This is a genomic window from Nonomuraea sp. NPDC050790, from assembly GCF_044456745.1.
In the GTDB taxonomy this organism is placed as follows: Bacteria; Actinomycetota; Actinomycetes; order Streptosporangiales; family Streptosporangiaceae; genus Nonomuraea.
In genome coordinates this window covers 262,870-287,558 of sequence record NZ_JBITGF010000003.1, presented here as the reverse complement: position 1 = coordinate 287,558, position 24,689 = coordinate 262,870, and the positions used below count along the sequence as shown (strand labels likewise).

Here is a 24,689-nt window from a genome sequence, read left to right as displayed (position 1 = left end):
GGCGAGACGCGTTGGGGGGCGGGCGCAGGGTGGGTGGGGCGATGCGGAAGGAGGCGGGATGTGGTGCGGGTGAAGCGGCGTGGGGTGGGGTGGCGCAGGGTGAGGCGGGGTTTGGCGCGCGTCGGACTGCGCGGCCGAGGGTGGGGCGTGGCGAGGAGCGGGGCCGGCCAAGGCGCGGCGCGGGTGAGGTGGCGTGGGGTGGTGCGGGTGGGCGCAGGTTGAGGCGGTCTGCTGGTGAGGGGGTGTGCGGGCTGAGGGGGTGTGCGGGCTGAGGGGGTGTGGTGCGGGGAGGGGGTGTGGTGCGGGGAGGGGGCGGCGTGTGGCGTGGGGGTGGGGGTGTGTGTGGCAGGAGCGGGGGGTTAGGGGGATTTGGGGGGTTGGGTTTTGGCGTGGAGGGCGTCGGCCTTTTCTTCCAGGAGGCCGGCGTACGCGTCCACCTCCGACGTGACCGCGGCCAACCCGCTGGCCGCCCGCCGCAACCGCCCAGCCACCCTCCGCGACACCCGCAAGGTGGCCGCCCGCCCGACGAAAGCCCGCACACCCGGCCGCCCCAGGAACAACCGCACCCGACCGCCCATACCACGCAGCATCCCACAACCCGACCCCGTTCCGAAGATCCCCAAAAAGCCCTCAAGATCCCCCGCACTGTGACACCAGTGACCACTGTGATTTCTGCGCTCTGTATCACGAAATTTCGGTCTGAATCAACCAACCCAACCCAACCGGTCTACCGATTTGGTGTTGACAGGCCCCCACCTGCGAAACGAGCATTGGTCACCGCATTCGCGCCCCACTCCCGCACGTGGATGCACATAATGGCGTGAATTCCACAATTTCGCATATGGGAGCCCCCCACCCATGAGGACCAGTGAGAAACCCGCCGTGAATTCGGCGGGGCCAAGTGGCGCGCTCTCCGCCGAGCGCAAGCTCCCCGTGCCCCCACGCGAGCGCAAGCCCGCCCTGGCCGCCCTCGCCGTCCTCCTCATCCTGGGCGGCGCACTCGCCACCACCCTCCTGGTGATGCGCAGCGGCGACCGCATTTCCGCGGTCCGGATCACCCAGCAGATCGGGGCAGGCCAGCAATTCACCGAGCAGGCACTGGAAGAAGTCCAGATCGCCGACACCGGCATTGACTACGTTCCGTGGTCGCAGCGCGGACTGGTGATCAAATCGTTCGCCGCCGTGACCATCCTTCCCGGCACCTTGCTCACGAATGAAATGGGGATAAACGCCAGCCAAGAGCTAGGACCCGGAAAGGCCAAGGTGGGATTGGCGCTGAAACCCGGGCAGATGCCGGAGGGCCTGATCAAGGGTGACCGCGTCCAGGTCGTCCACGTGCCGGGCCGCAGCGGGGCCGAGCGGTCCCGGGTGCTGGCGGCCAGCGCGCTGGTCCACGGCGTCGGGGAGAAGGGCCTGGTCACCGTGATCGTCGACACGGCCGTCTCGGCCGAGGTGGTCGGCTACGCCTCCAGCGGGGAGATCGCCGTGGCCGAACTCCCGGGGGCCCGCTGACGTGGCGCTGATCGTGCTGGCCGCCGACAAGGGCGCGCCGGGCGTCACCACCGCCGCGACGGCCCTGGCCGCCGTGTGGCCGCGGCCGGTGCTGCTGGCCGAGTGTGATCCGGCCGGCGGCGACCTGGCGTACCGTCTTCCCGCCGCCGACGGCGGCGTGCTCAACCCCGGAAAGGGCCTGCTCAGCCTGGGGGCCGTCGCCCGCAGGGGGATCGAACCCGCCCAGATCCACGAGCACACCCAGAAGATCGTCGGCGGGCTCGACGTGCTGGCCGGGCTCACCCACGGTGAGCAGGCCGCCGGGCTGACCTGGCTGTGGGGGCCGCTGGGCCGTTCGCTGGCGGGCATGCCCAACGCGGACGTCATCGCCGACTGCGGCAGGCTCGGCACCTATCCCCAGGTCAACGACCTCATCAACGAGGCCGCGACGACCGTCCTGCTGACCAGGCCCAGCCTCGACCACGTCGCCCACCTGCGCGAACGCCTGTCCATCACCAAAGCCCACGGCGTCGTGGTGATCGCCAACCCGCGCCGCTACCGCGCCTCCATCGAGGAGGTACGCCGCGTCGTCGCCCAGAACGTCAAGTTCGTCCACGGCCTGGCCGACGACCCCAAGGGCGCGGAGTTGCTGCGCGGCCAGTGGGGCGGCCGCCTCGACCGTTCCCTCCTGATCCGTACGGCACGCGACCTCGCGGGACGGCTGGTGAGCTACCGGTGATCGACCACTCCCTCGTCAAGCGCTTCCGCCAGGAGGTGGGCGACCGCCTGGCCCACCAGCGCCGCATCGACCAGGCCAACGGCCTGCCCGCGATGTCCGGCGAGGACGAGCGCCAGTTCGCCAGGGCGCTCATCTCCCAGGTCCTGGAGGAGCACGCCCGCGGCGAGATCGGCATGGGCCGCACCCCGCCGACGATCGAGGAGGAGGAGGGGCTGGCCGCGGGCATCCACGCGGCGCTGTTCGGCGTGGGCCGCCTGCAGCCGCTTCTCGACGACACCGAGGTCGAGAACATCGACATCAACGGCCACGACAAGGTCTTCGTCTCCTACGCCGACGGCCGCGAATCCATGCACGAGCCGGTCGCCGACTCCGACGACGAACTCGTCGAGCTCATCCAGATCCTGGCCGCCTACTCGGGCCTGTCGAGCCGCCCGTTCGACACCGCCAACCCGCAGCTCGACCTGCGCCTGCCCGACGGTTCCCGGCTGAGCGCCGTCATGGACGTCACGGTACGGCCGGCCGTCTCGATCCGCCGCAGCCGCCTGGGCAAGGTGTTCCTGTCGGACCTGGTCGGCAACGGCACGCTGTCCCCGGACATCGCCAGGTTCCTCCAGGCCGCCGTCAGCACCCGCCAGAACATCATGATCGCCGGCTCCACCAACGCCGGGAAGACGACGCTGCTGCGCGCCCTGGCCAACGAGATCCCGGCCGGCGAGCGCCTCATCACCGTCGAGCGGGCCCTGGAGCTGGGCCTGGACCAGTTCCCCGAGCTCCATCCGAACGTCGTCGCCTTCGAGCAGCGCCTGCCCAACTCCGAGGGCCAGGGCGAGATCACGATGGCCGAGCTGGTTCGCAGGAGCCTGCGCATGAACCCCAGCCGCGTCATCGTCGGCGAGGTCCTCGGCGACGAGATCGTCACCATGCTCAACGCGATGACTCAGGGCAACGACGGCTCCCTGTCGACCATCCACGCCAACTCCAGCATGGAGGTCTTCAACCGCATCGCCACCTACGCCCTTCAGGCCAACGAGCGCCTGCCCATCGACGCCACGCACATGCTCATCGCCGGCGCCATCGACTTCGTCGTCTTCATCGAGAAGCACAACGACTACGACCAGGGCGGCAGCCTGCGCCGCTACGTCTCCAGCGTGCGCGAGGTCAACGGCTGCGACGGCCGCGTGCTGTCGAGCGAGATCTTCGCGCCGGGTCCCGACGGCCTCGCCGTACCCCATGCTCCCGTGCAGGCCGACCTGGGGAGCTGGTGATGATCAACCTCGACCCCTTCACGATGCTCGCGGGCGCCGCCACCGGCGGCGGCCTGTTCCTGCTCTTCCTCTCCCTGTACGGCCTGCGCCCCCACCCCGGCAGGCCCAAGCGCGAGGTCATCAGGATGCTGACCACGCGCACCGCCATCGCCGGCGTCAGCGCCGCCCTGATCATGGTCGTCACCGGCTGGCCGGTGGTCGCGGTGGGGGCCGTGCTGCTGGTGTTCGCGTGGCGCGGGCTGTCGGGAGGCGCCTCCGAGGAACGCGCGGCGATGCGCCGCCTCGAAGGTCTGGCCGCCTGGACCGAGTCGCTGCGCGACACGATCGCCGGCGCCGCCGGGCTCGAACAGGCCATCCCGGCCTCGATCAGGGCCGCCGCGCCGATGCTCAGGCCGCACCTGCGCGCGCTCGTCGACCGGCTCCACACGCGGATGGCGCTGCCCGACGCGCTGCGGCTGTTCGCCGACGAGCTGTCCGACCCCTCCGCCGACCTGGTCGTGGCGGCGCTCATCCTCAACTCGCGGCTGCGCGGGCCCGGCCTGCGCGACGTGCTGGGGGCGCTGGCCGTTTCGGCCCGCGAGGAGCTGGACATGCGCCGCCGGGTCGAGGCCGAGCGACGTTCCACCCGGCGCAGCGTGCAGATCGTGGTGATCACCGCGCTCGTCTTCGCCGGGCTGCTGGTGGTGTTCAACCCGTCCTATGTCAGCGAGTACAGCTCGTGGCTGGGGCAGGCGGTGCTGGTCGTGGTGGCGGGGCTGTTCGGCGCCGGGTTCGCGTGGATGCGCCGCCTGGCCAGGTTCGACAAGCCGACGCGGCTGCTGGCCCCGCAGGTCGTCGCCGCCGACGTACCCCAGGCGGTGAAGCATGGTTGAGGGTGTGCTGGCGGGCGGCGCGTTCGGGCTGGGCGCGTTCCTGCTGCTGCGGGCGCTGTTCCCGGCCAGGCCGGGGCTGGTGGCGCGGCTGCTGGCGCTGGACGCGGTCCGCGAGGACGCGGGCGCGCCCCGGCTGCAGCTCGTCCTGCCCGACGAGGAGGTCAGCGCCTTCCGCCGCGGGCTCGGCGCCCGGCTGGCCCGCCTGTTGCGGGCACGGGGCTGGGAGGCGCGCTCGATCAGGGCGGACCTGGCGCTGGTCGGGCGTTCGTTCGAGGGGTTCCTGGCGACGAAGGTGCTGCTCGCGGCGGCCGGGCTGCTGGCCTTTCCCGTGCTGCTCGGCTGGCTGGTGCTCATGGAGTGGGGCACCTCGCTGGCGATCCCCTTCTGGGCCGCCGTCGTGGTGGCCGTGGTCTTCTTCTTCCTGCCCGACCTGCAGATACGGCGTGACGCCGCGGCGAAGAGGCGTGACTTCCGCCATGTCGTCGGCGCCTTCCTCGACCTCGTGTCGATGAACCTGGCCGGCGGACGGGGCGTACCCGAGGCGCTGGTCATGGCCGTGTCGGTCAGCGGCGAGCAGCCCAACTGGGCGATGTCGCGCATCCGCGACGCGCTGAGCGGCGCGCGGATCGTCGGCATCACGCCCTGGCAGGCGCTCGGCCAGCTCGGCGAGGAGATCAACGTCGACGAGCTGCGCGACCTGTCCGCGGCGCTGGGCCTGGTCGCCGACGACGGCGCGAAGGTCCGCGCCTCGCTCACCGCCCGCGCCGCCACTCTGCGCCGCCGCGAGCTGGCCGAGATCGAGGGCCGCGCGGGCGAGCGCTCGCAGTCGATGCTCGTGGCCCAGTTGCTGCTCTGCGCCGGATTCGTGATCTTTCTCAGTTTTCCCGCCGCTATGAAGATGTTGGGGTCCTGATGCTGAACCATCCGTGGGTCGTCTACCTGGTCGCCTACCTCGGGGTGCGCATCCACCGCGCCCGCACCGCACCCTCGCGCGGCGCCTCGGCCGTCGAATGGGTGATCATCACCGCGATCATCGCCGGAGTGGCGCTCGGCCTGGCGACGTTGATCAAGACGCTGGTCGAGCAGAAGCAGAGCGAGATCCAGAACAGCTTCGGCAACGGCGGCGGCGGTGGCGGCAAGGAATGAGCGCGGCGCCACGGTCGTGGAGCTGGCCTTCCTCATGCCGGTCATCCTGGCCGTCGCTCTGCTCATCGTGCAGGTCGCGCTCTGGTTCCACGGCAGGCAGGTGGCCGAGGCCGCGGCCAGGGAGGGCGCGCGGGTCGCCAGGGCCGCGCCGGTGAACGGCGGCTGGGAGGAACCGGCCATGGCCAAGGCGAAGGCGGTGGTCGGCGCGATCGGCCCGCGCCTGCTCACGAACGCCGAGGCCACCACCTCGACCAGGGAGCCGGACGAGCGCTGGGTGACCGTCACCGGCAGCGCCGTACAGGTGATCCCGCTGCTGCCCGAGCTGGCGTTCACCGTGAGCGCGACCTCGGGCGGGCCGGTCGAGTGCTTCCGCCCCGACGACGGCGGGCAGGACTGCGATGAGGAGTGACCGGGGGTCGATGGCGGTCGAGACGGTCATGCTCGCGCCGGTGTTCCTGCTCTTCCTCATGTTCCTGGTCGGCGCGGGCCGGCTGGTCGAGGCCCAGGGCGAGGTGAACGGCGCGGCCAGAGACTCCGCCCGCGCCGCGTCGGTCCAGCGGACCATGGACAGCGCCGAGAACGCCGCGAAGTCCTCGGCCGGGCACGCGCTCAAGGGCCGCTGCCAGTCGCACGAGGTGTCGCTGTCCGGGTCGGAGTGGACCGAGGGCGGGCAGGTGCGCGCCGAGGTCAGTTGCGAGCTGGACCTGGGCTTCCTCGGGTTCGGCGGGACCAAACGGCTGACCGGGTCCTCCGTGGTGCCGCTTGAGCAGTTCAGGAGGGTCGAGTGAGCGGCCGCGACCGGGGCTCGATGTCGGTGTTCACCGTGCTGTTCTCCGTCGTGGTGTTCCTGCTGGCCGGGCTGCTCGTGGACGGCGGCGCCGCGATCAACGCCAAGCTGCGCGCCACCGACATCGCCGAGCAGGCGGCCCGCGCCGGCGCCGACCGGGTCGACGTCGAGCACCTGCGCGCCACCGGCGAGGCGCGGCTGATGGGCGAGAGCGAGGTGTGCGAGCGGGCCGAGGAGGTGGTCACCGCGCACGACGCCGACGAGGTCGCGCGCGGGGAGTGCACGGTCTCCGGCGCGGAGGTGAGCGTCACCGTGACCGTCCGCTGGAACGCCTTCTTCCTGGGCGCGCTCGGCTTCACCGGATCGGAGATGGAGGGCGAGGCCACCGCGGCGCCGGACGCCAGATGATCCAGACCGAAACCGGCCACTCGCTGGCCTGGGCGGGCCGTTCATGACAACGCTTGAGCGAGAAGGGAGAGGCGATGCCGACGCGAGAGCCGGTGCGGTCCAGACGGGCGCCCGTGCGCATCCCGACCAGGCGGACCGCGGGTGACGTGGTCGCCGGGCTCGGTGCGCTCGTGGTGCTGGTCGCGCTGGTGGGCGGCGTGCCGTACGCGCTGCTCGTGCTGGCGGGCCCGCCGATCACCCCGGAACTGCTCGACCTCGACCTGCTGACCAGCCGCGTCGGGCCGAGCACGATCGTCGCGCTGATGGTCCTGCTGGTGTGGCTGGCCTGGTTCCAACTGCTGGTCTGCGTGGTGGTCGAGGTCTACGCGGGGGTACGACGGGTCGGCATGCCCGCCCGCGTCCCGTTGTCGGGCGGCACCCAGATGCTGGCGAACAAGCTGGTCTCCGCTGTGCTTCTCCTGTTCACCGCCTCCGCGGCCGTCGTGCCGATCGCCCGGCTGGGCGCGCCGCCGCCCGTCTCGGCCCCGGTGGCCACGGTCGCGCTCGCCGCCCCGATCGTCGAGGCGGAGACGACGAAGAAGGCCAAGAAGGTGTACGTGGTGCAGCCGCCGCACGGCCGCCACCACGAGAGCCTGTGGGAGATCGCCGAGAAGTGCCTGGGCGACGGGCGGCGATATCCGGAGATCTACCGGCTCAACCAGAACAAGGAGCAGCCCGACGGCACCCGGCTGCGGATGGCCGACCTGATCAGGCCGGGCTGGGTGCTGGACATGCCGGACGACGCGCGCAACGTGCACGTCGTGCCCGCCGGGCAGGGGCGAGTGGAGACGCTCCACGAGCATCCCGGACGGGCCGAGCCGGTCGGCAGGGTGTCCGGAAAGTCCGGCGAGGTGGCGAAGTCGGACACGCGGGAGCAGGCGCCGCTGGGCAAAAAGGACACCCCGGCCACCACCCAGCCCGAGATCACGAAAAAGCCGGAAATTTCCGGTGAGCCGGAAATTTCGGGAGAGAGAGCGCCCCAGGAGGAGCTGAGCCCCGGGCTCGACCTGGTGGACTACCTGGCGGGGTCGGCGCTCGCGGCGGCGGGCCTGCTGGTGGTGCTGGGCAGGCGCAGGCGCGAACAACTGTGGCGGCGCGCGTTCGGCCATCGCGTGGTGCGTCCGCGTGACGACGCCGCCAAGGCCGAGGTGGCGCTGCGGTTCGGCGCGGACGCGCCGGGCGCCCGCATCCTCGACCTCGGCCTGCGCCTGCTCGGCGTGGAGCTGGCCGCCCAGAACCGCACGCCGCCCACCGTCTACGCCGCCCACCTGTCCGCCCGCCACCTCGACCTGTGGATCCACCCGCCGGACAAGGACCCGCCCGCTCCGTGGACGGTCCAGGACGGCGGCCAGGTGTGGCGGCTGTACGCGCACGAGGGCCGCCTGCTGACCGACCCGGGACCCGCCCAGCAGGGCGGCGCGCCGTACCCGGGGCTGGTCTCGCTCGGCACGGACGACTCGGGACGGGTGCTGATCGACCTGGAGGCGGCGCAGGGCCTGATCAACATCCGCGGCCCGCAGACGACCGCGGCGCTCGGCGCGATCGCCGTGGAGCTGGCCACCAACCGGTGGTCCGACCGGATGCGGGTCACGCTGGTCGGTTTCGGCGAGGAGCTGACCGCGATCGCCCCCGACCGGATCAAGGCCGTGGGCAGCCTCGCCGAGGTGCTGCCCGAGCTGGAGGCCACCGCCGCGCCCCGCGAGCAGGTGCTCACCGGTCGCGTCAACGGCAGCCCGCGCGACGCCCACTTCCTGCTGTCGGCGGTCGCGCCCACCCAGGAGGAGGCGCGCCGCCTGGCGCTGCTGGCCCGCAAGGACACCGCCGGATACGTCGTGCCGGGCGAGTCGCCGCACGCCACCTGGACGCTGGAGATCACCGACGACGGCCGCGCCCGCATCGCCGAGCTGGGTTTCGAGGTGGCCGCGCAGCTCCTGCCGCGCCGTCACTACAAGGCGCTGGTCGATCTCTTCCGTACGGCGGAGCAGCTCGACGGCGAGGCCGTCCCCGACCCGGAGGCGCTGGAGGAACTGCAGCCGCCGGCCGTCGAGATCAGGCTGCTCGGCCCGATCGAGATCATCGGCCCGGAGCCGCTGGAGCCCGGCCGGATGGCGATCGCCGTCGAACTGCTCATCTACCTGGCCACCCATCCCGGCGGCGTGCATCCGGTGGTGCTCGGCGGCGTGCTGTGGCCGCGCGGCGTCCAGGCCATGGTCAGGGACGCGACCATCGCCAGGGTGGCCGACTGGCTGGGCGCGGAGCACCTGTTCACCGACGAGGCGGGGCGGTTGCGGCTCGGTCCGGGCGTGCGTACCGACTGGGTGCTCTTCCGCGAGCTGGTCAGGCGCTCGCACGGGGACACGACGGCGCGGGCCGTACTGCTGGAACGGGCGCTCGGCCTGGTCCGAGGGCCGCTGCTGAGCGGCCGCCCGCCCGGCAGGTACGCGTGGCTGGCCGCCGACGAGCTGGAGTACGACGTCGCGGCGGGCGTCGCCGACGCCGCCCACCGGCTGTGCGAGATCCGCCTCGCGCACGGCGACCCCGACGCCGCCGTCGCGGCCGCGCGGGCCGGGCTGCTGCTGGCCGCCGACGACGAGGGCCTCTGGCGCGACCTGCTGCGCGCCACCCACGCCACCGGCGACCAGGTACGGCTGCGCGCCGTCGTCGACGGCTTGACCAGGAGGTCGTCGTCGCACCCGTACGGCGGCGGGATGGCGCCGGAGACCGAGGCCCTCATCGACGAGCTGCTGCCGTCCTGGCGGATCCACATCGTGAGGGAGTCGTCGGCATGAGGCGCCTGCTGATCGTGCTGGGCCTGCTGGCCGCCGGGTGCGCGGCGCAGCCGGAACGGGTCTACACGCCCAGGGCCGCTCCGGCTCCCTCGGGTTCGGCGGCGACAGCCGTACCGACGCCGGTCACGGAGACGATCGAGGTCGGCGAGAAGCTCACCGTGCGGGTCGAGTGGCCCGCGGCGCCCGACCCGCTGCTCAGGACGTTCACCGACTACTACGTCGACTCGTGGCGGGCGGTGGTCAGCGGCGAGGAGGGCTACCTGGAGCAGGTCGAGGGGCCCGCCGCGAAGGAGTCCTACGACTGGGTGAGGGGCTTCGCCAGAAGCTCGGTGACCGGCACCGCGAAGCTTTACGCGCTCACCGTGAGCGCGCGGATGGGCGAGGGCGCGCAGATCAACGCGTGCGTGGACGAGACCGGCCTGCGCCTGATCTCCAAGAGCACCGGCCGGGCCTACACGCGCCAGCCCTCGTGGACGCGCGAGACCTACTTGCAGGCCGCGATCACGCACCGCGGCGACGACGGCGTCTGGCGGGTCAAGGACTTCCGCCACAGCAGCGAAGGGTGTGACCGATGAACCGCCTGCTCTCGGTACTGGCCGCGGGATTCCTGCTGCTCGACCCCGGCGGCACCCGCGGCGAAGGCTTCCAGGACGGCCGCACCGCCGGCGTCCGGCTGGAGAACTCCAAGATCGTCATCACCGGCAACGGGGTGAAGGGCGGCAAGAGCGACGGCTACCAGCTCAAACGCCCCTGCTGGTACGAACCCGGACCCGGCGCGGACGAGATGCTGAAGACCCAGGAGGACGTGCGGGCGTACTGGTTCCGCATGAACCCGAACGGGACCGAGGAGGAGTTCGAGAAGTTCCTCAAGCAGTTCAAGGACAAGATCGGCCAGCCGGGCCGCTGGTGGACGCCCGCCTACAACGAGGCGGACTCGCGGGGACGCGCGTGCTGGGGCGGTCTGGATGAGTTCGTCTGGGTTCCGCCGGGCACCACCCCGCCCTCGGGCATCACGCTGGCCGAGCTGGCCGAGATCGCCAGGGCCGCGCTGACCGTACCGGAGCCCAACGTCAAGCTGAACCCCGACGCCAAGAGCTACGTCAACCTGCCCACCTGGGTGTGGCTGGACGGCGTCGGCGAGACGACCCGGTCGGTGACCGCCTCGATCCCGGGCGTCATGTCGGCCACGGTGACCGCGACGCTGGAGGACATCAAGATCGACCCTGGCACCAAGGACAAGCGGCGGGCCGAGGTGCGCGAGCAGTGCGGGACGAGCGGCAAGCCGTACGTGAAGGGCGGGGAGTTCACCTGCGGCGTGCGCTACCTGCAGTCCTCCGTCGACCAGCGGCGCGAGGTGTACGTGCTCACGGTCACCACCGTCTGGCCGGTGGAGGTCGCGGACGACGTGGTGCCGTTCCAGTACGCGCCCGTCGAGGTCCAGGCGCAGCGCGACGTGCCGGTGGGGGAGGTTCAGAGCACGGTCCGTCCCTAGTGCTCGGCGATCACCCGGACCAGCGGGGCGAGCTCGGGTAGCCGTGCGGCCTCGTCGAGGACCTCCTTCAGCACGGCGTCGTGCGTCGGACCGGCCTCGGCGAGCAGCGCGCGGCCGGCGGGCGTGACCTCGGAGTAGATGCCGCGCCGGTCGTCCTCGCACAGGTACCGGCGCAGCAGGTCGCGGTTCTCCAGCCGGGTGACCAGGCGGGTGGTGGCGCTCTGGCTCAGGACGACCGCCCTGGCGAGCTGCTGCATGCGCATGTGCCAGCCGTCCTGCCGGGCGAGCACGTCGAGCACGGTGTACTCGCTCACGCTCAGCCCGTGCTCCTTCTGCAGCGCTCTTTCCAGGCGTTCCTCGATTTTGGCGTGCAGCGCGGCGAGCGTACGCCAGCCCTGGGCCCGCGCCTCCACGGCGTCGTCGGCGATGGCCATGAGTTGACCTCCCAGCTCGTTGTGTGCTCACATAGTCGGCGTATGCAACTAATGCATGCGCCCACTAACGTCGTCCAAGGGATATCTTATGCCTCTCGCCTTGTTCGCACTCGCGATCAGCGCCTTCGGCATCGGAACCACCGAGTTCATCATCAACGGCCTGCTCCCCGAGTTGGCGCGCGACTTCGGGGTCACCATCCCCGCCGCCGGCCTGCTCGTCTCCGGATACGCGCTCGGCGTCGCCGTCGGCGGCCCGCCGCTGACCATGCTCGGCGGCCGGTGGTCACGCAAGACCATGCTGATCGCGCTGATGGTGCTGTTCATCGCCGGCAACCTGCTGTCGGCCCTCGCGCCCGACTACGGCGTGCTCATGGCCGGCCGCCTGCTGGCCGCCTTCTCGCACGGCGCGTACTTCGGCGTCGGCGCCGTCGTCGCCGCCGACCTCGTCGCGCCGCGGAAACGGGCCAGCGCGATCGCGCTGATGTTCACCGGCCTGACGCTCGCGAACGTGCTCGGGGTCCCGCTCGGCACCTGGATCGGGCAGGCGTACGGCTGGCGCGCCACCTTCTGGGTCGTCGTCGTGATCGGCGTCGTCGGCCTGGCCGGAGTCCTCGCCCTGGTGCCCCGCCAGGAACGCCAGCCGGTGAGCCTGCGCACCGAACTGTCGACGTTCAAGAAGGGCGGCGTATGGCTCGCCCTGGCCATGACCGTGTTCGGCTTCGCACCGGTCTTCGCGGTGATCACCTTCATCGCCCCGATCATGACCGGCGTCGGCGGCTTCTCCCCGGGCGCGGTGCCCGTGGTCATGGCCCTGTTCGGCGTGGGCCTGGTCGTGGGCAACATCGTCGGCGGCAAACTGGCCGACCGTGCCCTGATGCCCGCCATCTACGGCTCCGTGGCCGCCCTGACCCTGCTCGCCGTCGCGCTCGCCTGGCTGGCCGGCAACCAGATCGCCTTCGTGGTGGCCATCACGTTGTTCGGAGTGGCCGCCTTCGCCACAGTCCCACCCCTCCAGACCAGGGTCCTGGACGCCGCCGCAGGCGCCCCCACCTTGGCCTCGGCCGCCAACATCGGCGCCTTCAACGTGGGCAACGCCATCGGCTCCTTCACCGCCGGCCTCACCATCGACGCCGGCCTGGGCTACACCTCACTCGCCTGGACCGCCGCCCTCCTGGGCCTCATCGGCCTGTCAGTAGCCGCCGCGGCCGGCCTGCAGTCCCGCCGCCAAGCCCTGGCACCCGCCTGAAGCCAAGGTGCGGGAGGGCCCCTACCCGGGGCCGCCCGCATCTTTTCTACGCTCAGTCGAAGAGCTCGTCCGTATGGCTCACGGTGATGGCACCGGTCAGCCAGGAATCGAGCTGCTCCGCGTCATCGCAGTTCAGGATGCGGTGCTCGGCATCTGCCGTGACCTCGAGGCCGCGGCTGCGCAGGACCTTGACGATGGACTCCGCTTCGCCCTTGGCCATGCCCTTGGCGACGCACTCGGCCTGGAACTCCTGCATGATCGGACTCTTGAACTTCTGGGTTCCCGCGGACATGAGTTCCCTCCAGAACGCGATGGATACTTCATAGGGTAGTCCGCCGAGTGCCGCGTCGCAGTAGACGGGCCGCTGATCAGCGGGCATGGACGAGAGCATCTGCCGGAACGTCTCGAGCGCGACGGCGGCGTTCGAGGTCTGGCTGTGCATGATGGCCGACAGCGTCGTGAGCTCCGGCTGTTTGAGTGCCTCGGCAACGTCGGTAACCACGGGCACCGACTCCGGCCCCACCATGATGGGGACCAAGGTCATGCCCGGATGCCCCAGGAGGATCGGCTCCCTGTACCGCTTGGTGGTTACGGGGCAGGGGCAGGCGACCAGGAGGACGACCGGGCATTTCATCCGGGCGCGCAGTGTCGTCATGTAAACGGGCCACGACCACTCCTTGCGGGGGTCGTGGCGCAACTGGACCTCGACGATGACAGCGAGTTCTGCCTTCTTTCTGAGCCGAAGCACCATGACGGTGTCGGCGCGGTACTCGGTTGGCTTGACGTCGGGAAAGTCGCCCGACTCCAAGCAGACCTGGTCGTAGGAGGGGATGACCACGCCGTGCGCGCTCGCCAGTGTGGGAGCGAGGAGGGGGTGGTTTCTGAACAAGTCCACGAGGGACTCGTGAGCCAATGACGGCATGAAGCAAAGATTACTGACTGTTGAAGTCGGATGACGGAGAGTTTCAGATCTTTGGGGACTCGTGGGTGAGGAGCCACTCCTTCACCGGTGTGCCGTAGTAATAGCCGCCATATCCGCCGCTGCCCGGCAGTACGCGGTGGCAGGGGACGAAGGGGGCGATCAGGTTCTGGGCGCAGGCGGAGCCGGCGGCGCGGGCGGCGGTGCGGGGGAGGCCGGCGCGTTCGGCCAGGTCGGCGTAGGTGACGGTGGTGCCGGGGGGTACTTCGCGTAGTGCCTTGTGTAGAGCCTGGCGCTTGGGGGTGCCCGGCTGGGAGACGGGGAGGGTGTCTATGGCCGTCAGGTCGCCGGTGAAGTAGGCCATCGTGCGGCGGGTGATCTCGGCCAGGTCGTCCACCACGTCCAGGCCCTCCGTCCGCAGGGACGGGGACAGGCGGGTGAACATCTCCACGGGGTCGGCGGTGAAGCCGGCGGCCACCAGGACGCCGTCGCGGGCCAACACGGACAGTGGGCCGGCCGGGGTCGGCAGGACCTGGGCTTCGATCATGAGGAGCTCCACAGGTGTAGGGCGGCGTAGGCGCGCCACGGTCGCCAGCGGTCGATGTGGTCGGCGGGGATGCCCAGGGCGGCCATGCGCTTGTTGAGGACGAGGTCGCCCGTGGGCCAGGCGTCGGGGTCGCGCAGCGCCCGCAGGCCGATGTACGCCGCGGTCCACGGGCCGATACCTGGCACCTTCAGCAACTCGGCCACCGCGTGCGCGGGCTCCTGGCCGCCGTCGAGGTCGATGCGGCCGTCGGCGACGCGTTCGGCGAGGTCTTTCATGGTGGCCATGCGGCGGGTGGTGAAGCCCAGGCCGTCGAGGTCGGCCTCGGCCAGGACGGTGGCGTCCGGGAACAGCGGTCCGTGCCGTGCGACGATCCGGCCCAGGAGCGTACGCGCTCCCGCCACCGAGATCTGCTGGCCGACGACGGCGCGTACCGCCAGCTCGAAGCCGTCGAACGTGCCGGGGACCCGCAGCCCGGGACGGGCCGCGACCAGCGGCTCCAGGGAGGTGGCGCCCAGGGCGGCGGCGATCGCGTCCGGGTCGGCGTCCAGGTCGAGCAGCCGCCGGCAGCGCGCCACGACACGGGCCAGTTGGCGGGTGTCGTCCAGTTGGACGTCCAGGTGGAACACGCCCGGCCCCGGCGACAGCGTCAGCGTCCCGCCGGGCACCAGCCGGGTGTAGGTGAGCCCGTCCACGCTCTCCAGGCCGGGAATCGCCCGGCTGGCCAGAAAGGCGAAGATGCCCTCCACGTCGTACGGCTCCCGCCGGTGCAGCCGCAGCCGCAACCCGGCGGCGGACGACTCGGCCTTGGGCCCCGCGGTGGCCCGCAGTTCGCTGGGCGTGAAGCCGTAGGTCTCCCGCATGGTCGCGTTGAACTGCCGCACGCTGCCGAACCCCGCGGCGAACGCCACCTCCGTCACCGGCAGCCCCGTCTCGGTCAGCAACTGCTTGGCCAGCAGCAGCCGCCTGGTCCTGGCCACGGCCAGCGGCCCGACCCCCAGCTCGGTCACGAACAGCCGGTGCAGGTGCCGCTCGGTGATGTGCAGCCGCTTGGCCAGCCCGGCCACGCCGGTGTCGTCGGCCGCGCCGTCGTCGATGAGGCGCAGCGCGCGGCCGATGAGGTCGCCGCGCAGGTCCCAGCCGGGGTCGCCGGGGGACAGCTCGGGCCGGCAGCGCTTGCAGGGGCGGAATCCGGCGGCCTCGGCGGAGGCGGCGTGCCGGTAGAAGCGCACGTTGCGCGAGGACGGCGTGCGCGCGGGGCAGATCGGCCGGCAGTAGATGCGTGTCGTCTTCACCGCGGTGTAGAAGCGCCCGTCGAACCGGGCGTCCCGTGCGGAGACCGCCCGGTAGCAGGAGTCGAAGTCGAGCTCTACAGGTGCCATGTCATCGACGGTATGTGCCGGAAGGGATTGGCGACTGGCGGAAATCGGACGTATGCATTGACAGGAAGATGACCATTTCGGCTAACCTTAACATATGAACAGCTATTCAGAGGTGCAGATAGATGGCTGCACGGTAAGGGTCGTGGACGCGCCCCGCGTGGAATCCGTGCGCTCGCGGATGCCGGAGCAGGAGGACCTCGTCGACACCGCCGAGGTGTTCGGGCTCCTCGGCGACCCCAACCGGCTGCGGCTGCTGCTGGCCCTCCTGGATGGCGAACTGTGCGTGTGCGACCTCGCCGCGGTGACGGGCCAGAGCGAATCTGCCGTCTCCCACGCCCTGCGGCTGCTGCGTGCGCACCGGGTCGTCGCGGTACGCCGCGCCGGCCGGATGGCCTACTACCGATTGGAGGACGCGCACGTGCGGATGCTGCTTGATCTGGCGATCGCTCATACTGGCCACACGCAGGCCATTCATCCCGAGCGTGGGGGGAACGACTGATGGGAGCGGGTCACGGGCACGGCCACGCGGGCGCCAGGCACCGCTGGCGGCTGGTCGTCTCCTTCGTCTTGATCGGCTCGTTCTTCGTCGTCGAGCTGGTCTTCGGACTGATCACCGGCTCGCTGTCGCTGCTGTCCGACGCCGGCCACATGGCCGCGGACGTGGTGACGCTCGGCGCCGCCCTCGTGGCCACGCGGATCGCGAGCAGACCGGACACCACCGGGCGGCGCAGCTACGGCTCCTACCGGGCCGAGGTGTTCGCCTCGCTGCTGGCCGTCGTGCTGATGATCGGCGTCGCCGTCTACGTGGTGGCCGAGGCCATCGGCCGCATCGGCGAGCAGGCCGAGATCTCCACCGGCCCGATGATGATCGTCGGCGCCATCGGACTGCTGATCAACCTGGTCGCGCTGTTCCTGCTGCGCAGCGGCGCCTCGGAGAGCCTCAACGTCAAGGGCGCCTACCTGGAGGTCATGGCCGACACCGCCGGCTCCGTCGGCGTCATCGTGGCCGGCTGGCTGGTCGCCTCCACCGGCAACCCCGTCTGGGACACGATCGTGGCGCTGGCCATCGGCGCGTTCGTCGCCGTCCGGGCGCTCGGACTGGGCAGGCAGGTCTTCGCGGTGCTCGGCCAGCACGTGCCCGAGGGCATGAGCGCCGACGAGGTGGCGGGCGACCTGGCCGCCATCGAGGGCGTCGAGGACGTGCACGACCTGCACCTGTGGACGCTCACCTCCGGCATGCACGTGGCGACCGCGCACCTGGTCGCCGAGGAGTCGCGCAGCCACGCCGTACTGGATCAGGCTCGTGACGTGCTGCGCGCCCGGCACGGGGTCGCGCACGCGACGCTTCAGGTGGAGCCCGCCAACCACAAGGGCTGCGACGAGATCGGCTGGTAGCTCAGCGTTCGGCGCGCAGCGGCGAGAAGAAGATCGGCACCCAGCTCAGCGACATGAACAGCGCGCCCGCCCAGAGCGCGGCGCGCACGCCCCACAGCTCGCCGATCAGGCCCGCGAGCAGACCGCCGATGCCCACGGCGCCCATGAGGACGAGACGCATGGTGGCGTTCATGCGCCCGAGCATCTCGTCGGGCGTCACACGCTGGCGGAAGCTCACGAGCAGCACGTTGTTGAGGCCGGTGCGGTAGGTGAGCGCGAACCAGGCGGCGGCCGAGACCCAGATCCACGGGCCGCCGTCCAGCAGCGGGACCAGCAGGGAGGCGGGGGTCGTGACCAGGCTGACGACCCACACGCCACGGCCGCGGCCGAGGCGGGCGCCGACGTGGTGGGCGGTGGCGGAACCGGCCAGCGTGCCGACGCCGCCCACGGCCAGGTAGAGGCCCAGCACCCACTCGGGGTAGCCGAGTTGCGAGACGACGAGCACCGGCAGCAGCACCGAGTACAGCGGGAAGCCCAGGTTCGTCATCGCGCCCTGCAGCACGATCGGACGCAGCGTGGCGTGGCCGAGCACGAAGCGCACGCCCTCGGCGATCTGCCTGGTGAGCCGGGGCCGCGGGCCGCGGGCGGGCGGGGTCTCCACGGCGGGCACCCCGCGCAGGAACAGCGCCGAGCAGAGGTACCCGGCCGCGTTCAGCAGCACGGCGGCGGGTGCGCCCGCGGCGCCGACGAGCACACCGGCGAAGCTGCGGCCGGAGATGTCCATGGCCGCGTTGGTGCCGACCAGCAGCGAGTTGGCCTCGGTCAGCCGTTCCCTGCCGACCAGCCTGGGCACGAGGCTCTGGGCGGCCACGTCGAAGAAGAGCGTGCCGACGCCGGTCAGCGCGGCCACGGCGTACAGGTGCTCCATCGTCAGCCCGCCCAGCCACGCCGCCACCGGCACGGAGGCCAGCAGCACGGCCCGCGCCCAATCCGCCACGATCATCAACGGCTTCTTGCGCATCCGGTCGATCCACGCCCCGGCGGGCAGCCCGACGACCAGCACCGAGATCGTGGCCAGCGCGCTGAGCAGGCCCACCTGCCCGGGGCCGGCGCGCAGCGTGGTCACGGCCAGCAGCGGCAGGGCGACATATCCGACCTGGGCCCCGAAGGCGCTCACGGCCGAGCCGAGATACAGGTTGCGGAAACCGGGTTCGAGCAGCAACGAGGTTGTCTTCACGCCGCCCACGATGGTGAACTACCGTCCATCGACGCGATTGATTAAGTGAGCAGCGAATCGAATGACCCTCGATCTCTCCTTCACCGCCGAGGACGTGGCCAACACCCGCTTCGCGATCTCCCCGCTCTGGGAGGTGGTGGCCAGCGTCCGCGTGCTCAAGGAGCCGACCGGCCTCAACCGTCCCTGGGCCGAGCGGGTACGCCGCCGCCTGGCCGACGTGGACTGGAAACTGCTGTCCGACCTCGTACCGGTGCCGACGGTCTCCCTGGTCTGCTTCATCAGCCCGCCGCCCGCCAGCGCCGTGCCGGACCTGGAGCTGGAGCTGGCCGGACTGCTCGCCGCCGCGCACGAGGTACGCGACCAGCTCGACGCCTGGCGCTACGGCGGCCCGCGAACCCCGAGGGTCCAGGCGCTCCACGACGACCCGGCGACCGGACTGGCCCGCCTGGCCGACGAGATCAGGGCGTACTGGGCCGCCGCCATCGCCCCCTATTGGCCGCGCATCCGCAGCCTGTGCGAGGGTGACGTGCTCTACCGCGCCAAGCTGCTCGCCCAGGACGGCGTGCGCGGCATGCTGACCGGCCTCGACGAGAACGTGCGCTGGCAGGGCGAGCGCCTGCGCCTCGACCACCGGTTCTGCCACGGCACCCGCACGCTCGACGGCCGCGGCCTGCTGCTGGTGCCGTCGGTCTTCACCTGGCCGCGGATCTTCTCCATCACCGTGCCGCCGTTCCAGCCGACGCTGCGCTACTCGCCGCGCGGCATCGCCACGCTGTGGGAGCACCGCGAGCACGACCCGCCGCAGGCGCTGGCGGCCGTGCTCGGCCGCACCCGCGCCCGCCTGCTGGCCTCGCTCGACCAGCCCGCCTCGACCCGCGAGCTGGCCGTCCGCACCGGCCTGTCGGAGCCCGGCGCGAGCCAGCACCTCACCGCGCTGCGCCGGGCCGGTCTGTGCAGCGCGCACCGCACCGGCCGCTACGTCCTCTATGCCCGTACGGCTGTCGCCGAGGCCCTACTTGCTGGAGACGCCCACGCCTAGGTCGAACTCCCGGTAGACCCGGGCCCAGAACCCGTCGCGCAGCCACACGCGCGCCTCCGGGTAGGGGCGCAGCGAGTGCCCGAGCTCCTTCTCCGCCTCGATGAGCAGCTCGGTGTCGATGACCGTGGGCAGGATCGGCCCCGGCAGCAGGTCGCGGATGTTGTCGCGGCCACGGGTCAGGATCCACTTCTGTGCCACGTGCTCGCCCACGTCCTCCACCCGCGGCCTGGACGGGCCGAGCTTGGCCACCTGGCCGGGCTTGACCTGCGGCTTCGGGGTCGCGGGCCGACCGGCGAAGACGGTGGCGGGCGACGGCGCGGCGGCCGGTGGGGTGACCGGGACGGGCTGGGGAGCGCGGCTGAAAAACGGTCTCAGGAAATCAGCAGAAATCACTTCAACGGTGTCGGACTCCCACACGAGGCGCTCGGCCTGGTTGGTGCCATAAGGGGGTTCGACGCCCCACAGGTGGATCCGCACTCCGTAGGCCTGCGCGGCCTCGACGGCGGGCACCATGTCCTCATCGCCCGCCAGCAGGATCGTGTCGGTCACCGCGTGATGCCTGGCCAGCGCTTCAAGGTCGCTCCTGATCTGGGCGTCCACACCTTTTTGCTGGCCTCGGGCGTTGAGGTTGCCCAGCCGTACCTTCACCCAGGGCAACTGGGCGATCACTCGCTGATCGACGGTGGGCACTCGGTCGCGTGCGGCGTCATACCAATAGATCCGCAGCAGTTCCCCGGAAATACGTTCCATTGCATGTTTCTGGAGGCTCTGGATGAGCTCATCCGCCGCAACCCGATATTCCTTGCGTTCCTTCGCGCCAAGCAGCACTTCACCTGCGGCGGCATACAGATAACCGACATCCACCAGGACGGCGTACTTCGCTGCCACAGGATGCGGCGTGAGGTCTGGGATGGGCATGTCGTCCTCCAGGCCGCGGCCTTAGTTGATCGGCTGACTATATACGCCTACTTTTCTAGATAGTCCCAACTCTCGGGGAAGTTGACACCCGATTCCAGGGATCCATCTAGGGTAGGGCGCTCAACCGCCAAGCCGACTTCCCTGGCACGAGTGGCCTACGCATGGCTCGGGCTGGGTTTCGCCATGTTTCGGTGTTACGGCCCGGCGTACGTGCGGGTTCCGGTTGCCGCGTGGCCAGAACGGCGACCAGAGCCGCGATCTCCTCGGGGGTCGCATCGCCCCGGACGACTTTCAGGAGTGGTTCCATCACAGTGCCGTTCACAGTGCCGGTTTGCTCTCTTCGCTCGCGGTTGTGATGGATGTCCTCACTCCGCTGCGGGATCCATCACTGTGTGGTTCTAGCTCGCTCACAACGGAATGTTCCCATGCTTCTTCGGTGGCAGCGAGGCGCGCTTGTTACGCAGGGCGCGAAGGGCCTTCACCACTTGCGGGCGGGTGTCGGCTGGGCGGATGACGGCGTCGACATATCCGCGTTCGGCTGCGATATACGGATTGGCCAGCGTGTCTTCGTATTCGGTGACGAGCCGGGCACGCTCGGCATCGGGGTCGGTGGCGGCGGCCAGTTCGCGCCGGTAGAGGATGTTGACGGCGCCCTGCGCGCCCATCACCGCGATCTGGGCCGTGGGCCAGGCCAGGTTGATGTCGGCCCCGAGGTGCTTGGAGCCCATGACGTCGTAGGCCCCGCCGTACGCCTTGCGGGTGATGACGGTGACGAGCGGGACGGTGGCCTCGGCGTATGCGTAGAGGAGCTTGGCGCCGCGCCGGATGATGCCGTTCCATTCCTGATCGGTGCCCGGCAGGAATCCCGGCACATCAACAAAAGTCACGATCGGGATATTAAATGCATCGCATGTTCGGATAAATCGTGCGGCCTTCTCTGATGCGTTGATATCGAGGCATCCGGCGAAATGCATCGGCTGGTTCGCCACCACCCCCACCGGATGGCCGTCCACCCTCCCGTAACCCACCACGATGTTGGGCGCGAACTGCGCGTGGACCTCCAGGAACTCCCCGTCGTCCAGCACGTGCTCGATGACCACGTGCATGTCGTAGGGCTGGTTGGCCGAGTCGGGGATGACCGTGTCGAGCTCGGGGTCGGGCTCCAGGCCGTCCGCCGCCTCGTAGGCGGGCGCCTCGTCCAGGTTGTTGGAGGGTAGGTACGACAGCAGCGCCTTCACGTACTCCAGCGCGTCGTCCTCGTCGGAGGCCAGGTAGTGGGCCACGCCCGACCTGGTGTTGTGCGTGTGGGCGCCGCCCAGTTCCTCGAAGGTCACCTCCTCGCCGGTGACTGTCTTGATGACGTCCGGCCCGGTGATGAACATGTGCGAGGTCTGGTCGACCATGACCACGAAGTCGGTCAGCGCGGGGGAGTAGACGTGCCCGCCCGCCGCCGCGCCCATGATCAGCGAGATCTGCGGGATCACGCCCGAGGCGTGCACGTTGCGCTTGAAGATCTCGGCGTAGAGGCCGAGCGCGACCACGCCTTCCTGGATACGCGCGCCGCCGCCCTCGTTGATCCCGATGATCGGGCAACCGGTCTTGATCGCCATATCCAGAATTTTCACGATCTTCTCGCCGTAGACCTCACCCAGCGAGCCCCCGAAAACGGTCACATCCTGTGAGAAGACGCACACCCGGCGGCCGTCGATCGTGCCGTGACCAGTGATCACTCCGTCGGAGTAGGGCCGCCTGCCCTCCAGTCCGAACATCGTCGAACGGTGCCGCGCGAACTCGTCGAACTCGGTGAACGAATCTTCGTCCAAAAGCGCGAGAACCCGCTCCCGCGCGGTCATCTTGCCTCTGGCGTGCTGCTTTTCCACCGCCGCCGCGGACCCCGCGTGCGCGGCCTCGTCCAACCGGCGATCAAGGTCGGCGATCTTACCAGCGGTGGTGTGAATGTCCGGCAGTTCCGGCAATTCCTCAGCGGCACTCATGCCAGAAGGTTAATCCCTCCTTCTACGCTGGTTCCATGACGGAGGCGGTTCGCACACAGGGGCTTTTCAAGCGGTACGGCCAGCAGATCGCGGTGGCGGGAGTCGACCTGGTCGTGCCGGCGGGCAGCTTCGCCGGCCTGGTCGGTCCCAACGGCGCGGGCAAGACCACCACACTCAGCATGATCACCGGGCTGCTGCGTCCGGACGGCGGCCGGGCGGTGATCGACGGCCTGGACGTCTGGCGCGATCCGGTCCAGGTCAAGGCCAGGGTCGGCGTGCTGCCCGAGGGACTGCGGCTGTTCGAGCGTCTGTCCGGCCGCGAGCTGCTCCATTACAACGGACGGCTGCGCGCCATCCCCATGGCCGAGGTCGAGCAGCGCGCCGAGGAACTCCTGGGCGTCATGGACCTGCGCGAGGCGGCCGACAAGCTCGTCGTCGACTACTCCACCGGCATGCGCAAGAAGATCGGCCTGGCCGCCGCGCTGCTGCACAACCCCTCGGTCCTGTTCCTGGACGAGCCGTTCGAGGGCGTCGACCCGGTCAGCGCCAACACGCTGACCGACGTGCTCCAGCGCTACACCGCCTCCGGCTCGACCGTCATCTTCTCCAGCCACGTCATGGACCTGGTGGAGCGGCTGTGCGACTGGGTGTCGGTGATGAGCTCGGGTCACATCGTGGCCCAGGGCCCGCTGGCCCAGGTACGCGGGGACCGTACGCTCAACCAGGCCTTCCTCGACCTCGTCGGCGGCCCCAAGCGAACCGGCGACACCGGCCTGACCTGGCTCGGCGCAGCAAGCGCGAACGCAGCGGGCGCGAACGCGAGTGCTGCGGGCGGGAGTGCGGGGGCCGCGGGCGCAGGCGCGGCGGGTGCGGGCGGTGCGAGTGCGGGCGCTGCGGGCGCCAGTGCAGCGGGTGCGGGCGCGGCGGGTGCAGGTGCGGGCGGGGCGGGCGCGGGCGCCGGTGCTGCGGGCGTGGAGGAAGTTCCCGGGGGTGAGCGGTGAGCACGGCGCTGCTGTTCGCGCGGCTCAAGCTGCGGCTGGTCGCCGGAAACCTGCGCGGTGACCTCGCGCGCAAGCTCGGCTTCGTCTTCACCCTGCTCGCCGCGGTGTTCGTGGCCGCGCTCGGGTTCCTGCTGATGAGCCTGCTACGGCTGGCCGAGCCCGCCATCGCCACCGACCTGGCCGTGCTGGCGTTCACGATGTTCTGGATCGGCTGGGCGATCGTCCCCCTGCTGGCGTTCGGCCTCGACGACACCCTCGACCCCGCCAGGCTCTCGCTGTTCCCGCTGCGGACCGGCCAACTGGCCGTCGGCATGTTCGCCGCCTCCGCCACCGGCGTCTGGCCCGCCGCCACCCTGATCATCACGATCGGCGCGCTGGTGGGGCTGGCCGGCGGCATCGGCGGCGTGCTGGTCGGCGTCGTGGCGGTGTTCCTGCAGTTCGCGCTCTGCCTGGTCACCTCCAGGCTGATCACCACGGCCCTGTCGGGCGCGCTGCGCTCGCGCCGCGGCCGGGACGCCCTGGCCGTTGCGGCGATCTTCGCGATCCTGCTGTTCCAGTTGCCCAACCTCATCGCCAACCGAGGGCTCGGCGACCCGGTCGGCCTCATCACCGGCGCCGCCGCCGTCCTCAGGTGGACGCCGCCGGGCCTCGCCGCCCACGCCATCGCCGACGGCGGCCTGGTCGGAGTGGCGGAACTGCTCGTCGTCGCGGCGCTCGTCGTCGTGATCGGCTGGCTCTGGATCAAGGCGCTGGCCCATGCGCTCGTCACCGCCGACGCCTCCACCCAGTCGGCCAGCGTGCGCCGCTCCAGCGGGATCGTCGACCGCTTCCTGCCCGACGGACCGCTCGCCGCCGTCGTCACCAAGGAGCTGAAGTACATCCGCCGCGACCCGCGCTTCCGCGTCGGCTGGTTCGCCTCGATCGTGGTCACCGGCGTCATCGCCTTCTCGATCACCGGCCAGCCCGGCGGAGAGATCAGCCTGCCGCTGGTCATCGGGCCCGCGTGCCTCGGCGCGCTGATGCTCGCGCTGCAGTCGTGCAACGCCTTCGGCATCGACGGCCGCTCGCTGTGGATGAACACGGTCGCGTTCGGCGACGAGCGCGGCCTGCGCATCGACCTGGCCGGACGCCACCTGGCCGGCGCGCTCGTCGCGCTGCCCCTGCTGGCGCTCATGACCGTGGGCGTCTCGCTGTTCGCGGGCACGCCGTCGTCGATCCTGCCCGCCGTCCTGACCGCATGGGGCGTGTACGGCGTCGGCCTCGGCGTGGCCTCCATGACCAGCGTGATCCTGCCGTACACCGTGCCCGACCGCCTCAACGCCTTCACCGGCGCCGCTCCCGGCCAGGGCGGGCAGGCGTTCGCCGGGTCGTTCGCCGCCATGATCGGTATCAGCGGGCTGAGCCTGCCGCTGGTGCTGCCCGTGCTGCTCGGGCTGCCGTGGGTGAGCCTGGCGGCCGTGCCGTACGGCCTCGCCGTGGAGTACTTCGGGCGGAGGCTGGCGGCCACGGTGGGCCACGCGCGCATGCCCGAGGTGCTGGCCGCGGTGTCCCGTCCCACGTGAGCAGTGGTCTA

25 protein-coding genes and 1 pseudogene are annotated in these 24,689 nt (G+C 70.8%); 18 read left to right on the top strand and 8 right to left on the bottom strand.

From position 1 onward, the window contains the following. Nucleotides 1–858 precede the first annotated feature (858 nt). The 12 genes from ACIBEJ_RS16220 (at nucleotide 859) to ACIBEJ_RS16165 (ending at nucleotide 11,028) form a co-directional block, all read left to right on the top strand. Nucleotides 859–1,512 carry a hypothetical protein gene (locus tag ACIBEJ_RS16220; RefSeq protein WP_397183513.1) on the top strand — a complete coding sequence of 218 codons (654 nt, stop codon included), beginning with the start codon at nucleotides 859–861 and terminating at the stop codon, nucleotides 1,510–1,512. A gap of 1 nt (nucleotide 1,513) precedes the next feature. Further along, nucleotides 1,514–2,230 (top strand): hypothetical protein, encoded by a 717-nt coding sequence (locus ACIBEJ_RS16215; protein WP_397183512.1) that lies wholly within the window; start codon nucleotides 1,514–1,516, stop codon nucleotides 2,228–2,230. Beyond that, nucleotides 2,227–3,495, top strand: coding sequence for a CpaF family protein (locus ACIBEJ_RS16210; RefSeq protein WP_397183511.1), 1,269 nt, complete (start codon nucleotides 2,227–2,229; stop codon nucleotides 3,493–3,495). Before ACIBEJ_RS16215 ends, ACIBEJ_RS16210 begins: the two co-directional genes overlap by 4 nt. Beyond that, entirely contained in the window at nucleotides 3,495–4,367 is an 873-nt protein-coding gene (locus ACIBEJ_RS16205) for a type II secretion system F family protein (protein WP_397183510.1), read from the top strand. Before ACIBEJ_RS16210 ends, ACIBEJ_RS16205 begins: the two co-directional genes overlap by 1 nt. Then, entirely contained in the window at nucleotides 4,360–5,280 is a 921-nt protein-coding gene (locus tag ACIBEJ_RS16200; RefSeq protein WP_397183509.1) for a type II secretion system protein, read from the top strand. Before ACIBEJ_RS16205 ends, ACIBEJ_RS16200 begins: the two co-directional genes overlap by 8 nt. Then, nucleotides 5,280–5,513 (top strand): hypothetical protein, encoded by a 234-nt coding sequence (locus ACIBEJ_RS16195; protein WP_397183508.1) that lies wholly within the window; start codon nucleotides 5,280–5,282, stop codon nucleotides 5,511–5,513. Before ACIBEJ_RS16200 ends, ACIBEJ_RS16195 begins: the two co-directional genes overlap by 1 nt. After that, nucleotides 5,497–5,922, top strand: a complete 426-nt coding sequence (locus tag ACIBEJ_RS16190) for a TadE/TadG family type IV pilus assembly protein (RefSeq protein WP_397183507.1) — start codon at nucleotides 5,497–5,499, stop codon at nucleotides 5,920–5,922. The genes ACIBEJ_RS16195 and ACIBEJ_RS16190 overlap by 17 nt, the downstream gene beginning before the upstream one ends. Nucleotides 5,923–5,932: 10 nt before the next feature. Continuing rightward, nucleotides 5,933–6,301: a TadE family protein gene (locus tag ACIBEJ_RS16185; protein ID WP_397183506.1), complete on the top strand. Its 369-nt coding sequence runs from the start codon at nucleotides 5,933–5,935 to the stop codon at nucleotides 6,299–6,301. Then, nucleotides 6,298–6,708, top strand: a complete 411-nt coding sequence (locus ACIBEJ_RS16180; protein WP_397183505.1) for a flp pilus-assembly TadE/G-like family protein — start codon at nucleotides 6,298–6,300, stop codon at nucleotides 6,706–6,708. The genes ACIBEJ_RS16185 and ACIBEJ_RS16180 overlap by 4 nt, the downstream gene beginning before the upstream one ends. 74 nt (nucleotides 6,709–6,782) lie before the next feature. After that, a complete protein-coding gene (locus ACIBEJ_RS16175; protein ID WP_397183504.1) occupies nucleotides 6,783–9,536 on the top strand; it encodes a BTAD domain-containing putative transcriptional regulator in 2,754 nt (917 codons plus the stop codon). Next, entirely contained in the window at nucleotides 9,533–10,111 is a 579-nt protein-coding gene (locus ACIBEJ_RS16170) for a hypothetical protein (RefSeq protein ID WP_397183503.1), read from the top strand. Before ACIBEJ_RS16175 ends, ACIBEJ_RS16170 begins: the two co-directional genes overlap by 4 nt. Continuing rightward, nucleotides 10,108–11,028, top strand: coding sequence for a hypothetical protein (locus ACIBEJ_RS16165; RefSeq protein ID WP_397183502.1), 921 nt, complete (start codon nucleotides 10,108–10,110; stop codon nucleotides 11,026–11,028). The genes ACIBEJ_RS16170 and ACIBEJ_RS16165 overlap by 4 nt, the downstream gene beginning before the upstream one ends. On the opposite strand, the gene ACIBEJ_RS16160 is transcribed toward ACIBEJ_RS16165, so the two are convergent. Then, complete coding sequence (locus ACIBEJ_RS16160) at nucleotides 11,025–11,462, bottom strand: MarR family winged helix-turn-helix transcriptional regulator (RefSeq protein ID WP_397183501.1); 438 nt, start codon at nucleotides 11,460–11,462, stop codon at nucleotides 11,025–11,027. The two genes, ACIBEJ_RS16165 and ACIBEJ_RS16160, sit on opposite strands and share 4 nt — an antisense overlap. Nucleotides 11,463–11,550: 88 nt before the next feature. Here ACIBEJ_RS16160 and ACIBEJ_RS16155 point away from each other — a divergent pair, with 88 nt between their 5' ends. Next, nucleotides 11,551–12,708 carry an MFS transporter gene (locus ACIBEJ_RS16155; protein ID WP_397183500.1) on the top strand — a complete coding sequence of 386 codons (1,158 nt, stop codon included), beginning with the start codon at nucleotides 11,551–11,553 and terminating at the stop codon, nucleotides 12,706–12,708. A gap of 52 nt (nucleotides 12,709–12,760) precedes the next feature. On the opposite strand, the gene ACIBEJ_RS16150 is transcribed toward ACIBEJ_RS16155, so the two are convergent. The 3 genes from ACIBEJ_RS16150 to ACIBEJ_RS16140 form a co-directional block, all read right to left on the bottom strand. Further along, nucleotides 12,761–13,603, bottom strand: a complete 843-nt coding sequence (locus tag ACIBEJ_RS16150; protein ID WP_397183499.1) for a hypothetical protein — start codon at nucleotides 13,601–13,603, stop codon at nucleotides 12,761–12,763. A 70-nt stretch (nucleotides 13,604–13,673) separates the two neighbouring features. Further along, the gene (locus tag ACIBEJ_RS16145) at nucleotides 13,674–14,174 is read right to left on the bottom strand and encodes a methylated-DNA--[protein]-cysteine S-methyltransferase (RefSeq protein ID WP_397183498.1); all 501 of its coding nucleotides are present in this window, start codon (nucleotides 14,172–14,174) and stop codon (nucleotides 13,674–13,676) included. After that, on the bottom strand, nucleotides 14,171–15,553 hold the full coding sequence (locus ACIBEJ_RS16140; RefSeq protein ID WP_397183497.1) for a DNA-3-methyladenine glycosylase 2 family protein: 1,383 nt from the start codon (nucleotides 15,551–15,553) through the stop codon (nucleotides 14,171–14,173). The genes ACIBEJ_RS16145 and ACIBEJ_RS16140 overlap by 4 nt, the downstream gene beginning before the upstream one ends. A gap of 94 nt (nucleotides 15,554–15,647) precedes the next feature. Between ACIBEJ_RS16140 and ACIBEJ_RS16135 the strand changes: the two genes are divergently transcribed. Both ACIBEJ_RS16135 and ACIBEJ_RS16130 read left to right on the top strand, forming a co-directional pair. Further along, nucleotides 15,648–16,052, top strand: a complete 405-nt coding sequence (locus ACIBEJ_RS16135; protein ID WP_397183496.1) for an ArsR/SmtB family transcription factor — start codon at nucleotides 15,648–15,650, stop codon at nucleotides 16,050–16,052. Beyond that, on the top strand, nucleotides 16,052–16,948 hold the full coding sequence (locus ACIBEJ_RS16130; RefSeq protein WP_397183495.1) for a cation diffusion facilitator family transporter: 897 nt from the start codon (nucleotides 16,052–16,054) through the stop codon (nucleotides 16,946–16,948). The genes ACIBEJ_RS16135 and ACIBEJ_RS16130 overlap by 1 nt, the downstream gene beginning before the upstream one ends. A gap of 1 nt (nucleotide 16,949) precedes the next feature. On the opposite strand, the gene ACIBEJ_RS16125 is transcribed toward ACIBEJ_RS16130, so the two are convergent. Further along, nucleotides 16,950–18,164: an MFS transporter gene (locus ACIBEJ_RS16125; protein WP_397183494.1), complete on the bottom strand. Its 1,215-nt coding sequence runs from the start codon at nucleotides 18,162–18,164 to the stop codon at nucleotides 16,950–16,952. Between the two features lie 61 nt (nucleotides 18,165–18,225). Between ACIBEJ_RS16125 and ACIBEJ_RS16120 the strand changes: the two genes are divergently transcribed. Next, on the top strand, nucleotides 18,226–19,203 hold the full coding sequence (locus ACIBEJ_RS16120) for a DUF5937 family protein (RefSeq protein WP_397183493.1): 978 nt from the start codon (nucleotides 18,226–18,228) through the stop codon (nucleotides 19,201–19,203). On the opposite strand, the gene ACIBEJ_RS16115 is transcribed toward ACIBEJ_RS16120, so the two are convergent. From ACIBEJ_RS16115 to ACIBEJ_RS16105, 3 genes are all read right to left on the bottom strand, one after another. Continuing rightward, on the bottom strand, nucleotides 19,177–20,121 hold the full coding sequence (locus ACIBEJ_RS16115) for an NYN domain-containing protein (RefSeq protein WP_184957816.1): 945 nt from the start codon (nucleotides 20,119–20,121) through the stop codon (nucleotides 19,177–19,179). The genes ACIBEJ_RS16120 and ACIBEJ_RS16115 overlap by 27 nt on opposite strands. Nucleotides 20,122–20,227: 106 nt before the next feature. Beyond that, on the bottom strand, nucleotides 20,228–20,428 hold the full coding sequence (locus ACIBEJ_RS16110; protein WP_397184315.1) for an acyl-CoA carboxylase subunit epsilon: 201 nt from the start codon (nucleotides 20,426–20,428) through the stop codon (nucleotides 20,228–20,230). Nucleotides 20,429–20,528: 100 nt separating this feature from the next. Beyond that, nucleotides 20,529–22,115: an acyl-CoA carboxylase subunit beta gene (locus tag ACIBEJ_RS16105; RefSeq protein ID WP_397183492.1), complete on the bottom strand. Its 1,587-nt coding sequence runs from the start codon at nucleotides 22,113–22,115 to the stop codon at nucleotides 20,529–20,531. A gap of 35 nt (nucleotides 22,116–22,150) precedes the next feature. Between ACIBEJ_RS16105 and ACIBEJ_RS16100 the strand changes: the two are divergent. Continuing rightward, nucleotides 22,151–22,912, top strand: a pseudogene (locus ACIBEJ_RS16100) (ABC transporter ATP-binding protein); the annotation flags it as partial. A 200-nt stretch (nucleotides 22,913–23,112) separates the two neighbouring features. Next, nucleotides 23,113–24,678, top strand: coding sequence for a hypothetical protein (locus ACIBEJ_RS16095; RefSeq protein ID WP_397183491.1), 1,566 nt, complete (start codon nucleotides 23,113–23,115; stop codon nucleotides 24,676–24,678). The last annotated feature ends 11 nt before the right edge of the window (nucleotides 24,679–24,689 follow it).